The 14,093-nt window shown below is 36.4% G+C and carries 12 protein-coding genes; all 12 read right to left on the reverse strand.

The features are described 5' to 3' along the window. Nucleotides 1–12: 12 nt before the first annotated feature. Entirely contained in the window at nt 13–2,016 is a 2,004-nt protein-coding gene (locus FFM71_RS08805) for a DHH family phosphoesterase (RefSeq protein WP_137611810.1), read from the reverse strand. 130 nt (nt 2,017–2,146) lie between these two features. Further along, nucleotides 2,147–2,689, reverse strand: coding sequence for a DUF3278 domain-containing protein (locus FFM71_RS08810; protein ID WP_137611811.1), 543 nt, complete (start codon nt 2,687–2,689; stop codon nt 2,147–2,149). Continuing rightward, complete coding sequence (locus FFM71_RS08815; protein ID WP_137611812.1) at nt 2,679–2,879, reverse strand: helix-turn-helix transcriptional regulator; 201 nt, start codon at nt 2,877–2,879, stop codon at nt 2,679–2,681. The genes FFM71_RS08810 and FFM71_RS08815 overlap by 11 nt, the downstream gene beginning before the upstream one ends. Before the next feature lie 215 nt (nt 2,880–3,094). Further along, complete coding sequence (gene rpsR, locus FFM71_RS08820; RefSeq protein WP_137611813.1) at nt 3,095–3,331, reverse strand: 30S ribosomal protein S18; 237 nt, start codon at nt 3,329–3,331, stop codon at nt 3,095–3,097. 21 nt (nt 3,332–3,352) lie between these two features. Next, on the reverse strand, nt 3,353–3,976 hold the full coding sequence (ssb, locus tag FFM71_RS08825; protein ID WP_137611814.1) for a single-stranded DNA-binding protein: 624 nt from the start codon (nt 3,974–3,976) through the stop codon (nt 3,353–3,355). Between the two features lie 37 nt (nt 3,977–4,013). Further along, a complete protein-coding gene (gene rpsF, locus FFM71_RS08830; RefSeq protein WP_137611815.1) occupies nt 4,014–4,310 on the reverse strand; it encodes a 30S ribosomal protein S6 in 297 nt (98 codons plus the stop codon). 590 nt (nt 4,311–4,900) lie between these two features. Beyond that, nucleotides 4,901–7,459, reverse strand: coding sequence for a DNA gyrase subunit A (gene gyrA, locus FFM71_RS08835; RefSeq protein WP_137611816.1), 2,559 nt, complete (start codon nt 7,457–7,459; stop codon nt 4,901–4,903). Between the two features lie 16 nt (nt 7,460–7,475). Then, nucleotides 7,476–9,425 (reverse strand): DNA topoisomerase (ATP-hydrolyzing) subunit B, encoded by a 1,950-nt coding sequence (gene gyrB, locus FFM71_RS08840; RefSeq protein WP_137611817.1) that lies wholly within the window; start codon nt 9,423–9,425, stop codon nt 7,476–7,478. Further along, on the reverse strand, nt 9,425–10,546 hold the full coding sequence (recF, locus tag FFM71_RS08845; protein WP_137611818.1) for a DNA replication/repair protein RecF: 1,122 nt from the start codon (nt 10,544–10,546) through the stop codon (nt 9,425–9,427). Before recF ends, gyrB begins: the two co-directional genes overlap by 1 nt. After that, a complete protein-coding gene (gene yaaA, locus FFM71_RS08850) occupies nt 10,547–10,756 on the reverse strand; it encodes a S4 domain-containing protein YaaA (protein WP_137611819.1) in 210 nt (69 codons plus the stop codon). 239 nt (nt 10,757–10,995) lie between these two features. Continuing rightward, nucleotides 10,996–12,132, reverse strand: coding sequence for a DNA polymerase III subunit beta (dnaN, locus tag FFM71_RS08855; protein ID WP_137611820.1), 1,137 nt, complete (start codon nt 12,130–12,132; stop codon nt 10,996–10,998). 158 nt (nt 12,133–12,290) lie between these two features. Further along, nucleotides 12,291–13,667 (reverse strand): chromosomal replication initiator protein DnaA, encoded by a 1,377-nt coding sequence (gene dnaA, locus FFM71_RS08860; RefSeq protein WP_137611821.1) that lies wholly within the window; start codon nt 13,665–13,667, stop codon nt 12,291–12,293. Nucleotides 13,668–14,093 lie beyond the last annotated feature (426 nt).

The following is a 14,093-nucleotide window of genomic DNA, read 5'->3' on the forward strand; positions in this document are numbered from 1 at the left end:
TGAATCCTCCTCTTAGTTCTTCTTATTAGATTCAGTCAATACATCAATCAACTGATTTTTGACATCCTCGACCGTTGAATCAGAAATTTGAGTTGCGGCATCAGACAAGTGTCCACCACCGCCAAGTTTCTCCATAATGACTTGAACATTAACATTACCCAAACTACGAGCCGAAATACCAACTCGACCATCTGGACGTTTGCTAATAACAAATGATGCTTCAACATTATCTAATGATAACAATGTATCAGCCGCTTGGGCAACAATAACTGGATCGTATGATTGATCTTCTTCACCAAAACACACCGCCATGTTGCCATTGACCATCGTAATTGTTTCAATCAAGTGACTCTTTTGAATAAAGGAGTCGATGTTCTCTTTCAAGACATTTTGAATAACCGTCTCGTCAGCACCCACAGAACGCAAGTAACTGGCCGCATCAAAGGTTCTGGTACCAGTTCTGAGTGAAAATGATTTGGTATCAACTGTAATACCAGCCAATAACGCTGTAGCTTCGATTTTCTCGACCGCTTTTTTATTCTTAGGCTGATATTCAAGCATTTCAGTAATCAATTCACTTGTTGATGATGCATATGGTTCGATATAGATCAGCATTGGATTCTCTGGGAATTCTTCGCCACGTCTATGGTGATCAATAACGACAACTTTATTATTATCACCTTTAAACAAATCAGGATTGATGGAAATACTCTGTTTCGAGTGGTCAACCATGACAATCAATGTTCTTGGTGTTTTGATAGCTTCAGATTCCTCAGGTGAAATAATATCCTTTTTAATATTAGGATTTTCATCGATCATACCAAGCAATCGGCTAACGTCAGAGTGCAAAGTATTCGGATTAATGACGATCTTACATGGAGTATTATTCATTATTGAAATTCTTCTGATACCAAGGGATGAACCCAAAACATCCATATCAGGATGCGAGTGACCCATAACAATAACCTGATCACTATCTTTGAGTAACTCTTGGAGTGCCTCACTAATCATTCTAGCACGAACACGTGTTCTTTTTTCCATTGGATCAGTATTTCCGCCATAGAAACGAGCTTTTTCACCAATTTCCTTAACAACAACCTGATCACCACCACGTCCAAGAGCCAAGTTAAGATTCTTTTGAGCTTCATCGTTCAATTTATGTAAATCGTCGATACCATATGAAAAGCCCATGCTTAGTGTCAAAGGAACATTCTGTTGTGATGTGTATTCACGGATAACATCAAGAATTTTAAAACCATTTTTTTCCATTTCAAAAATCCGACCTGTATAGGCCATAATAAAGAAATGATCGTCATCGATACGTTTCAAGAACATTTGCTGTTCTGAAGCCCAATTTGACAATTCGTTGGTAATATAATTATCCAAGTTGGAAATATCACGATCACTCATCGACTGAGTAATTTCCGCATAGTTATCTAAATACACTTGTCCGATAACAGAACGATTTTCTTCATATCTCTTTTCGACTTTAGTGTAATGTGTAATATCCATCAGATAGATAACTTTAAGTTCCGTTTGAACTTGTACTAAATAATACTTGTCATCTATTTGAATCGTCTGGTTCCCCGCAGGATCTTCACTATCGATCATACTAGCTAATTTAGCTGATACATCGCCGATAGTCATGTTATTAGATGGATTAAATCCTGTCTCTTCAACAAAGTACGGATTTACCCACTGAATCTGTTTATCAGTGTCATATAGCAGTATTCCTAATGGATACTCTACAAAACTGTTATCTGTTCCCCGATCTATTCGATACTGCAAATTGTTAGTATATTTACCTGCTTTTTCACCTAATAATAGGAATAAATAAACAAATAATATTAACGAGATAATTACTAGTATAGCTTGAATGTAACCGACTGCAGAGCCATGGATCAAACCAACTATTAAAATCGAAAATAACATAACAATCAAAGAGACCGCCGTAAGTTGAGTTGAATGATCAACTCGTGAAAGGAAGAATTCCAGATTAGCTTTTATCTTTTTCATAATAGTCCCCTCTTAGATATACCCTTTAATTTTATCACAGGCGACTTCTTCTTTCTCCATATATAACACGTAGTGCTAATTAAATATTTTCGGCTATTTTAACTAGGATTTCTTATCTAATCAAAGATATTCAAAATGTATCTTCTTTGACAACACGAATAAGATGGCTTTCCCATAAATACATAATTCCACTGAAAAAAATAGTAAAAATTAATGCCTCAATTATTGTTTGATGATTTAATAAAACAGTTAAAAAGTTCCTATTAGAAAAATCTAATAGTGAATTAATTACCCAAAAGGAACCAAAATCTAAAGGTAACATTTTTAGCCATTTTAAACGAATTTGTTTGATTTTTTGTGGTTTATTTTTATCAGTAGTTTCTCGATCAATCAAACCAAGACGACGCAATGGAATCATTGAAAAGAACACCGCAATCCATGAAATCGCTAACAATTGAATCAATGTACTTACATAGAAGAAATTTTCAAAATCATCTACCAATCCTGATGCGGCATATATAAATGTTCCAATGACAAATAGAAATTCAAATACAAACAAGACGATTATCGTTTTTATTGAATTCTGACCAATTTCATTTTTGACACGTTCATCTATTATTCCAGGAATTCCAAAAAACTTTTTGATGATTTTATCGTCCCACTTAATCTTCATTATTCTCCCTCCAAAAAAGCGTATTCAAATCAGTCTCTAGTATCCAAGCCAATTTCAGACATAAATCCAAAGACGGATTATACTTATCGTTCTCAATTAAATTAATGGTTTGCCTAGCTACACCGGCCTTCTCAGCTAGTGTCATTTGCGATAATTTTAGATTACGACGATATTCTCGAACATGATTCATTCATTTATCCTTCATTCTAAAGTGTCATATATATATTACACTTGGATTGTAGAATATAAACGTATTTATGTCAATTATATATGACATTCACGTTATAAAAATAGACCCTAAGATCAGTCAATTCATGACGGACATTAGGATCAAGAATGGATTTCGCTTTTTTAGGGTTCAAAAAAAGACCACCTAAAAGTGATCTTTAATTAATTTTCAAAAAATTAGTCTTCAGCAACGAATGGAAGTAGAGCCATGATTCTTGCTCTCTTGATAGCTACAGTTAAGCTACGTTGGTTCTTAGCACTTGTACCTGTAACACGTCTTGGTAAAATCTTACCACGTTCTGAGATAAATCTCTTAAGTAAATCTGTATCTTTGTAATCGATGTATTCGATATGGTTAGCAGCGATGAAGTCAACTTTACGTCTTCTACGTCCGCCTCTTCTTTGTTGGGCCATTATTAATTGCTCCCTTCTATATTAAAATGGTAAATCATCATCAGAAATGTCGATTGGCTTACTGTTGTCAGCAAATGGATCAGCATTACTGCTGTTATTATTGTTAGATTGATTATTGTTATTATTATTGTTGTTGGTAGTATTGCTACTACTATTGTTGTAATTACTACTGTTACCGGCATTGTTGCCGCCAAAGTTGTTATTACTGTTGCTATTGTTTCCTACCGGAGACTGATTTGATTGATTGGAATTATTGTAGCTAGGTGCTTGATTATTATTTGAATAATTAGCACTACCAGAACCAGAATCACGTCTTTCACTTTCGGCACGAGATTCAAGCAAGGAGAAGTTTTCTACAATAACATCTGTTCTGTAGACTCTTTGCCCTTGTTGATTATCGTATGAACTTGTTTGAATACGTCCATCAATACCGACAAGTGAACCCTTCTTAGTGAAGTTGACAAAATTCTCGGCAGCTTTTCTCCAAATAGTACAACCGATAAAATCGGCTTCACGTTCTCCTTGAGAATTTGTGAATTGTCTGTTTACAGCAACTGTAAAACTGGCAACCGCAGCTCCGCTAGAAGTATATCTCAATTCGGGATCACGTGTCAGGCGTCCAACTAAAACTACTCGATTAATCATTTATCTGCCTCCTTAAAATGTTTCACGTGAAACAAGTCTAGTTTTCGCGTCTAACGATCATGTGACGAAGAATGTTATCTTCAATCTTTGAAAGACGGTCAAATTCGTTGATTGCTTCATCGTTATCAGATTCAGCATTTACGATATGGTAAATACCTTCTTTGTAATTAGCGATTTCATATGCTAAACGTTTCTTTTCCCAGTCTTTTGAGTCGATTACTTTGGCGCCGTTGTCAGTAAGAATCTTATCGAAACGATCGATCAATACCTTCTTTGCGTCTTCTTCCATATCAGGTTTAATGATATATGTGATTTCGTAATGTGCTTCAGCCATGACTGTACACCTCCTTATGGTCTAATGGTTCCTTCTCAATGAAGGAACAAGGAGCATAAATTAACTACATTTTATACTCACGAATGATAATTCTATCATAAGTCGTCTGTAATTACTAGGAATAATTTTGATTTGAAAAATATTGGAGATGCCGTCTCCGGTTGTCAGAAATATAGTCCTGCTATGAGGACCGAGCCGAGCCAAGGTCTCGTCTCTCGATTTGAAGGCTTGCCACAGTTCGGCAAGTCTCCAAAGTCGCCCTGTGGTGTAATGGCTAAAGCCATAACGCCACCCCCATTGCATGACTATATTTCTGACAACCTCCGCCTAAGTTCCTTGCTTATTCTTTGGTCATCTTTATCACAACATAATTAAATTTTAGAACATTACTGCTGATATGTTTAATAATTAATTATGTACATAAATTACCAAGAATGCTTAGATAACTAGCTAATATAAAATAGATATCAGTAACCTCAAACCCGGAGGCGGCAATAAAAAAAACCATTTCTGCCTGACACGCATCCCTTATTTGGGGTACATATCTAAAGTACGCAGAAATGATTAGTTTTTTTACTATTTATTATTATTTATTCATTGTCGTCTGAATCTGAATCATTTGAATCACCAGAGTCGTCCGTATCAATCGGATTATCTGCTGGTGTTTCATTCGTTGAATCATCGGTGTTGTCGTTAACTTCAGCATCTTCATCAGTTTCAGTTTCATCATCAGCTATTTTAGCCATGGTTGAAACGATTGAATCGTCATCGACTTTGATCAATCTGACACCAAGTGTAGCACGACCTGTTTGAGAGACGCTTTGAACGCCAAAACGGATCATGACACCTTTATCAGTGATCAACATGATATCTTCATCGCCATCAACAACTGTCAAACCAGCGATTGGTCCATTTTTCTCAGTTACGTTAGCAGTCTTGATACCTTTACCACCACGACCCTTGATTGGGTATTCGGTTACGGCAGTTCTCTTACCATAACCATTTTCTGAGATGGTCAAAATTTCTTGGCTAGCTTCGGCAATTGATGAACCAACTACATAGTCTTCATCACGCAACTTGATACCACGGACACCGGCAGCTGTTCTTCCCATTGGACGAACATCGCCTTCTCTAAAGGTTACGGCATAGCCCTTGTGAGTTCCGATGATAATTACTTTACTGCCATCAGTTAAGAAGGCATTGTTTAATTCATCTTCATCACGCAAGGTAATGGCACGCAAACCGGAATGTCTGATATTGGCAAAATCACTAACTGGAGTCCGTTTAACGGTTCCGTATTTAGTAACGAAGAATAAGAATGAGTTGTCTGGATCAACATCCTTATCAACATTGATGACAGTTTCGATTTTCTCGCCCTTCTCGATGTTCAAAAGGTTGATAATGGGAATTCCTTTGGCTGTACGGCCATATTCAGGGACTTCGTACCCTTTGATTCGATAAACTTTACCAGCGTTCGTAAAGAACAAGAGACGGTCATGCGTTGATGTATAAATCATCTGTTCAATGAAATCATCATCATGAATACCCATTCCTTGAACACCACGTCCACCACGATTTTGAACACGGAATTCGTCCGCAGACAAACGTTTAATGTAACCGTTATGTGTCAAGACAACTAAAATATTTTCCTCTTCAATTAGATCTTCATCTTCAATGTTAGCAACTTCACTAGCACGAATTTCAGTTCTTCTTGGGTCACCGAATTTATCTTGAATATCAAGCAATTCGTCATAAATAATCTTGTCGACACGTTCAGGTTTAGCCAAAATATCTTCATAATCAGCAATTTTAACTAATAATTCTTGATATTCAGCTTCAACTTTTTCACGTTCCAAACCTGTCAAACGAACCAAACGCATATCAAGGATAGCTTGTGATTGTTTGTCAGATAATTTGAACTTGTCCATCAAAGTTTGCTTTGCAATTGCGGAAGTCTGAGAACCACGGATAATACTGATAATTTCATCAATATGATCCAAGGCAATTCTCAATCCTTCAAGAATATGAGCTCTAGCCTGAGCACGTTTCAATTCGAACTCAGTTCTTCTTCTAATAACAACTTCTTGATGCTTTAGATATTCAACTAGAACACCTTTTAGTGTAAAGACCTTTGGAGTCTTACCCACAATGGCAACCATGTTGATACCATATGAAATTTGTAATTGAGTCAATTTATAAAGGTTATTCAAAACAACTGAAGCACTCACGTCACGACGAATATCGATCACGATACGCATACCTTCACGATCAGATTCATCGTTTAGATCAGTGATTCCTTCGAGTTTCTTTTCACGTGCTAATTCAGCGATACGTTCAACCAACTTAGCTTTGTTAACCATGTAAGGAAGTTCAGTCACGATGATTTGTTCAGCGCCACTCTTCTTCGTTATAACGTCAAGTTTGGCACGAAGGATAATTGTACCTTTACCGGTTTCATAAGCTTTTCGGATACCTGAACGACCCATGATGATACCACCAGTAGGAAAATCAGGTCCAGGAATAACTTTCATCAAGTCAGCTACTGTTGCATCTTTATTTCTCATCAAGATGTGCAAGGCATCAATAACTTCTTTCAAGTTATGCGCTGGGATATTTGTTGTCATACCAACCGCGATACCAGTTGCACCATTAACTAACAAGTTAGGGAAACGAGCTGGTAAAACCATTGGTTCTTTTTCTTCACCATCATAGTTAGGAACAAGATCAACAGTATCTTTGTTAATATCACGCAACATTTCAACTGCCATCTTGCTCATACGAGCTTCGGTATAACGCATAGCAGCAGGCGGATCACCATCGATTGATCCAAAGTTTCCGTGTCCATCAACTAATGGGTAACGATAACTGAAATCCTGAGCCATTCTAACCATTGATTCGTAAATGGCTGAATCCCCATGGGGGTGATACTTACCCATAATGTCACCAACGAAACGGGCACTCTTCTTGTATGGTTTGTCAGGTGTAACACCTAACTCATTCATACCGTAAAGGATACGACGATGAACGGGTTTTAGGCCGTCACGAACATCAGGTAACGCACGTGACACGATAACACTAGCAGCGTAGTCCACGAAAGAATTCTTCATGACTTCTGTCAAGTTAACATTTTCTATTCTATGCTCTGCCATTAAATTGCCATCCTCCCTAATAATCTACTTCTGCATAACGCGCATTTGCTTCAATGAATTCACGTCTAGGTTCAACTTTGTCACCCATCAACATTGAGAAAACTCCATTAGCTTCAATGGCATCATCGAGGTTAACTCGGTCCAATCTTCTCTTGTCAGGATCCATAGTTGTTTCCCATAATTGATCAGCATCCATTTCACCAAGACCCTTGTAACGTTGAATCTTTGGTTCTGGTTTAGGAGCTAATTGTTCAACAAATTCATCTTTTTGTTTATCAGTATCAAAGTATTGCATCATCTTACCTTGGCGAACTTGATACAAAGGTGGCTTAGCAATATAAACATAGCCTGCATCAACAATTGGACGCATGTATCTGTAAAGTAGTGTCAAAAGTAAGGTTCTGATATGGGCACCATCGACATCGGCATCGGTCATGATAATAACCTTGTGATATCTTGCCTTAGAAATATCAAAATCCTCACCAAAACCAGTTCCCATAGCTGTGAACAAAGTTCTGATTTCTTCATTAGCCAAGATTTTGTCCATTGAAGCCTTTTCAACATTCAAAATCTTACCTCTAATAGGCAAAATAGCTTGTGTTAAACGTGAACGACCAGTCTTAGCAGAACCACCGGCTGAATCACCCTCGACAATGAATAATTCAGAAATTGCGGGATCTTTACTTGAATTATCAGCTAACTTACCAGGTAAATTACTGATTTCCAAACCATTTTGTTTTCTAGTTACTTCACGAGCACGTTTAGCAGCTAGACGAGCTTTGGTAGCCAAAGAACCTTTTTCAATAATCTTCTTAGCAACGTTAGGATTTTCCATTAAGAACTTCATGAAATGTTCACTGAACAAACGATCAGTAATTGTTCTAGCGTCACTATTACCAAGTTTAGTCTTTGTTTGACCTTCGAATTGTGGATCCGGATGCTTGATTGAAACGACCGCAGTCATCCCTTCACGAACATCTTCACCGGACAATTTTTCAGTATCTTTTAATAATTTATTTTTGTGAGCGTAATCGTTAATAACACGTGTTAAAGCGGTCTTAAAACCAACTTCGTGAGTACCACCTTCATAGGTGTGGATGTTATTAGCGAACGTCATCAAGTTAGTGTGATATTCATCAGTATATTGGAGGGCAACTTCAACAGTAATCCCATCTTGTACGCCTTCTAGATAAATTGGATCATCAAAGAGAACCTCTTTATCCTTGTCCATGAATTCAACATAACTCTTGATTCCACCTTCGTAGTGGAAAACTAATTTTTCAGCTGTATCAGCTCTCTTATCAGTAAAAGTTAATTTCAAACCTTTATTTAGGAAAGCTAGTTCACGAATTCTAGTTGTTAAAACTTTGTCATCGTAAACTGTTGTTTCGGTAAAAATATCTGGATCTGGAACAAAATGTACTTTAGTTCCATGTTTAAACTCACCAGCGTCTCCAATGATATGCATTTCGTCCTTGACCTTGCCACGTTCAAAGTCAATGCCGTAACGTTTACCAGCACGAACAACTTCAACCTGCAATTCACTACTCAATGCATTAACAACAGAGGCACCAACACCGTGGAGTCCACCAGATACTTTATAACCGCCACCGCCGAATTTACCACCGGCATGCAAAATTGTATAAACCGTTTCAAGAGCTGGTTTTCCAGTCTTCTTTTGAATATCAACTGGAATACCACGTCCGTCATCGGTAACAGTAATGGAGTTATCAGGCTCAACAGTAACTTCGATCTTTGTAGCAAAACCAGCTAAAGCTTCATCAATACCATTATCAATAATTTCCCAAACAAGATGGTGTAAACCTTGTTTGCTAGTAGAACCGATATACATACCGGGACGTTTACGAACAGCCTCTAGTCCTTCAAGAACTTGAATTTGACTCGCGTCATATTCTTCGACTTTTTCTTCTTTCTTTTCCAGCTCAGCTTTTCTGTCTTCAGCCATTAAATCTCCTCCTGTTGAACTTTGCCATTTTTAATATTTAAAATATTAGGATTTTTAACTAATTCTGGATCAACGTCATCGATCGAAGTCGTTGTGATGAAAGTTTGAATGCCACCCTTAATTGATGACAGCAAATGGGTCTGTCGTTTATGATCCAATTCCGACAAAACATCATCCAATAAAAGAATTGGATAATCTCCGACTTGGTCTTTAATCAATTCGACTTCCGCCAATTTCAAACTCAATGCGACTGATCGCTGTTGACCTTGAGATCCAAAATCTTGAACATTTTTCCCATTGACCAGGAATTTAATATCATCGCGATGTGGCCCAAATAATGTCACACCACGTTGTATCTCTTTTTGGTAGTTTTTCTTGAAATTATCTTTGAAAACATCATAAATATTTTCAAGAGTTTTTCCATCAGTTTTGAAAAACGTATTGTAAACAATTTCTAGTTTTTCATTATCTTCAGTAATGTTTGCATGAATCTTTTCAATATGAACCTGCAATTTTTGTAAAAACTGTAAACGTGAAAAAACAACTTCCGCACAATACGCCGCAAACTGATCTGACAAAACATCTAAATAAATCATATCGTTCGCTTGGTGATGCTGAAGTCTTTTTAAATATGCATTACGTTGTTTTAAAACTGACCGGAATTGACTCATTGTCTTCAAATACTGAGCCGACATTTGGCCAAATTCCATATCAATGAACTTACGACGAATCCCAGGATTACCTTTCACAATTGAAAGATCCTCTGGAGAAAAAAGAACAACATTTAAATTACCAATGTAACTGGATAATTTACGTTGTTCTAAATTATTCAATTTGGCTTTTTTTCCAGATTTACTAACGACCAAATCCAATTTCAAACGACTGGAATTATCTTTGATCACGGTACCGGAGATTCTTGCAAAATCACTGCCCCACCTAATTAAATCCTTGTCATTTGAGGTTCGATGGCTTCTCGTCAAAGCTAAAAAGTACATAGCTTCTAATAAATTGGTTTTGCCTTGAGCATTTTCTCCCAAAAATACATTGATTGCGGGTGAAAAATCGACCTTTAAGGATTCGTAGTTACGATAATTTTGAAGTTTGAGTTCTTTTACAAACATCTATTCAATTTCAAAAGTTTGATCACCGATAACCACGACGTCCCCAGAGTGTAATTTTTTACCACGACGATCTTCAGGACTGCCGTTAAGAAGGACTGAATTTTCACGTAAGAACCATTTAGCTTTACCACCAGTTTCAATGATACCGGCCTCTTTTAGCATTTGACCTAAGGTTATAAATTCAGTTTCTAACTTAATTTTTTCAGACATTGTTAACACCCTATTTATTAGATTTATCCATTAATGACATACTAATATTATAGTTGTTTTCACAATAAAAGACAACTCAGAACTAAATATCAGGCGATTTGAGCAATTTTTTAAATAATGAGTATCCACCCACTAAAATCATCTCAAAAAAGTTTCTACGCTAAATTACGGCGTTTTGGCTGATATTGCAAAAAAAAATAGACTGAACCGAAAGTTCAATCTATTTTTGCGATTTCACATTAAAAAGTTCGTACTGGAGTGATAAGTTGGACAAAATTATCACGATTTTCTACTGGTCTTAAAGTAAATGGATGTAATGCTGATGTGAAACTCATTTCAATTGTGGTATTGCTGCCAAATGATCTCAAAGCATCTTTCAAGTAATCAGGGTTGAAGGAAATTTCTAGGTCGTCCCCTTCAATATTTTCACAATCAAGAACTTCTTCAACAGTACCAACTTCAGGTGAGTTTCCATAAAGTGTAGCTTTTTTATCCACAGCTTTGATTTCAAGCTTGATAACATTATTGCGACTTTCATGAGAAAGTAATGACGCACGTTCAACTGATGCAAGCAGATTAGATGAGTCGAATGTCAAACGAGTATTTGAATCATCCGGAATCAAGCGGTCAGTTTCTGGATAACGTCCATCAAGTAATCTTGAGTAGAACATAATATTGTCAAAATTGAATAATACTTGATTTTCAGAAATAGACATTGAGATTTCTTTAACAGAATCGCCGATAGTTCTAACTAATTCGGTCAAACTCTTACCTGGAATGATCAAATTATAATCCTCTTCACTAGTGATATTGATTCGACGTTGTGAAAGACGATGACTATCAGTAGCGGCGGCTGTTAGACCTTCGTTTGTAATCAGGAAGTTGACACCAGTTAGTACTGGGCGACTTTCTTGAGTTGAAACAGCAACAACAGTCTGATTAACAACTTCTTTAAAAAGATCGGTTGGGAAGACAAGTTGATTATCAGCCTCAACGTCTGGAAGGTGTGGATAGTTTACAGCATCTAAGCCGTTGATAGTAAATTCTGAAACTCCTGATTTAATTAAAGTTTGATTATTGTTCAAAACCTCTAATTCAAATTTGTCGCCAGGAAGTTTCTTGATAATTTCGTTAAAGAATCGTGAAGGTAACACAATTGAACCGGTACTCTCAATTTTCAAATCGTTATCAGCATCTTCTGTAGGAATAAATGATGTCATTGAAATATCTGAGTTACTACCAGTAATTGTTAAGCCTGATTCCGAAAGATCCAATTTCATTCCTGTCAAAATAGGAATAGATGATTTTGTCGAAATTGCTCGTTGAACATTACTTGTTTGATTAATGAATTTTGATCGATCAATAGAAAATTTCATAGGTAACTCCCTTTTTTAATTAATTAATATAAAGATAGAAGTAGTAGTAGGGGCTGTTAAAACTGTGGAAAACTATTAGAAAGATATATAACAGTTGAAATTTTTATGTTATTAACAGCTGTGGATAACTGTGGGAAAAACTAAAAGTTATAAACATGTTAATTTCTAAGGTCATCTTTGAGTTCGTTAACAGACCGCTTTAAATCGTCATCTTTAATCAGTAATTCGGATATTTTATCGCACGAATGCATAACCGTTGTGTGGTCCTTGCCGCCAAATTCCATTCCAATTTGTGGAAGTGATCTGTCAGTCAACTCACGGGATAGATACATAGCAATTTGTCGTGGAACAACGATCGATTTGACACGTTTCTTTCCTTTTAAGTCTTGGATCGTAACACGATAATACTTTGCGACTTTATTTTGGATCTTCGCGATTGAAATGCCGTTTTTGTCATTGGATAGTTTATAGATTTTTAGTGCATCAGCGGCTACTGACTTAGTGATATCAGTATTTTTAGTCGTCGAATAAGCTTGAACTCGAATCAAAGCACCCTCAAGTTCACGGACATTGGTATCAATTTGCGCGGCAATATAAGAAAGTGTGTCATCTGGAATTTCAAGATGCTCTGCTTTAGCTTTATTGCGTAAGATAGCAATTCTAGTTTCAAGATCGGGTGCTGTAATATCAGCTGACAAGCCTTGTGTAAATCTGGAAACTAATCGTTGTTGTAGTTTAGGGATTTCGTTAGGTAAACGATCTGATGTCATAACGATTTGTTTACCATTTTCGTAGAGCTCATTGAAAGTATGGAAGAATTCCTCTTGTGTACCCTCTTTTTCAGCGAAGAATTGAATATCATCTATTAATAGTAGATCGACGTTTCGATATTCTTGTCTGAAATCGTCTTGAGTCCGCATCTGGATTGAGTTGATGAAGTCGTTGGCAAAGGTTTCACTCGTTACGTATTTAACTTTGGCTAATGGATCGAGTTTGATCATTTGATGGCCAATTGCTTGCATCAAGTGAGTCTTACCCAAACCAACGCCTCCGTAAATGAAGAGTGGATTGTAGACCCCGCCCGGATCTTCGGCAGCAGCCAGAGCTGCTGCATGTGCCATCTGATTTCCGCTACCGACAATAAATGAAGAAAAAGTATATTTTGGATTTAAATGTGAATTATGGAAAATATGCTTTGGCTGAGCAGTATCTGTAGACTGTTCAGCTTGAGGAGCAACTGTTTGCTCCTCTTTTTTGTTGTTTTCTTCATCATTTTCGATGATTGGATTCAGTTCTGTTCCATTTAACTCATATGAATAAATAGCAATTTTTTCGGTATAATTTCTTTCCCAATAATCTTTGTGTAGTTTTGTTGGGACTGAAATATAAATATTATTACCATCTATATATAAAGGATTGGCACTTTCAACCCAAGTTGAATAACTGACAGAAGTTAATTGAGATCTAAGTTTATTTGTAAAATAGTCCCAAAATTCGGTTAGTTTTGGATCAGCTGAGTTATTTATATTTTGCAATTATTTCCCCCCAATCTGTGGTTGTGGATAAATTTGTCCCTAAAATGACAGAGTATAGTTTATCATTCTATTAAATAGTTTTCCACAGAACACACGTTTATTTTTTGAAGAAATAACAACGGGTATTTTCTAAATCCACAGGTTTGTGGAAAAAGACTGTTGATAAAAACTGTCCACATAGTTATCCACAGATTGTGTGAAATAAAAGTCAATACTATCAGGCGTTACAAACAAAAAACAAGAAATTAACAATACCTGTGGAAAACCTAAACACAGTAAAATGATTCGTTGGAAAAGTTTGTTTATACTCTTGTGGAAAAAATAAGTTGTAAAATTACTCCACAAATTATCCACAAACTAAATTGCGAAAAAATTATAAAAAAACTTGCTTTTATAGGAAATTAGTTATTTAAAAAGTTGGCATAA

The organism is Companilactobacillus huachuanensis (genome assembly GCF_005404815.1).
GTDB lineage: Bacteria > Bacillota > Bacilli > Lactobacillales > Lactobacillaceae > Companilactobacillus > Companilactobacillus huachuanensis.

Excerpts from the sequence above, each read along its gene's own strand:
- FFM71_RS08805 (WP_137611810.1), bottom strand. The coding sequence starts at position 2,016 with ATGAAAAAGATAAAAGCTAATCTGGAATTCTTCCTTTCACGAGTTGAT.
- FFM71_RS08810 (WP_137611811.1), bottom strand. The coding sequence starts at position 2,689 with ATGAAGATTAAGTGGGACGATAAAATCATCAAAAAGTTTTTTGGAATT.
- FFM71_RS08815 (WP_137611812.1), bottom strand. The coding sequence starts at position 2,879 with ATGAATCATGTTCGAGAATATCGTCGTAATCTAAAATTATCGCAAATG.
- rpsR (WP_137611813.1), bottom strand. The coding sequence starts at position 3,331 with ATGGCCCAACAAAGAAGAGGCGGACGTAGAAGACGTAAAGTTGACTTC.
- ssb (WP_137611814.1), bottom strand. The coding sequence starts at position 3,976 with ATGATTAATCGAGTAGTTTTAGTTGGACGCCTGACACGTGATCCCGAA.
- rpsF (WP_137611815.1), bottom strand. The coding sequence starts at position 4,310 with ATGGCTGAAGCACATTACGAAATCACATATATCATTAAACCTGATATG.
- gyrA (WP_137611816.1), bottom strand. The coding sequence starts at position 7,459 with ATGGCAGAGCATAGAATAGAAAATGTTAACTTGACAGAAGTCATGAAG.
- gyrB (WP_137611817.1), bottom strand. The coding sequence starts at position 9,425 with ATGGCTGAAGACAGAAAAGCTGAGCTGGAAAAGAAAGAAGAAAAAGTC.
- recF (WP_137611818.1), bottom strand. The coding sequence starts at position 10,546 with ATGTTTGTAAAAGAACTCAAACTTCAAAATTATCGTAACTACGAATCC.
- yaaA (WP_137611819.1), bottom strand. The coding sequence starts at position 10,756 with ATGTCTGAAAAAATTAAGTTAGAAACTGAATTTATAACCTTAGGTCAA.
- dnaN (WP_137611820.1), bottom strand. The coding sequence starts at position 12,132 with ATGAAATTTTCTATTGATCGATCAAAATTCATTAATCAAACAAGTAAT.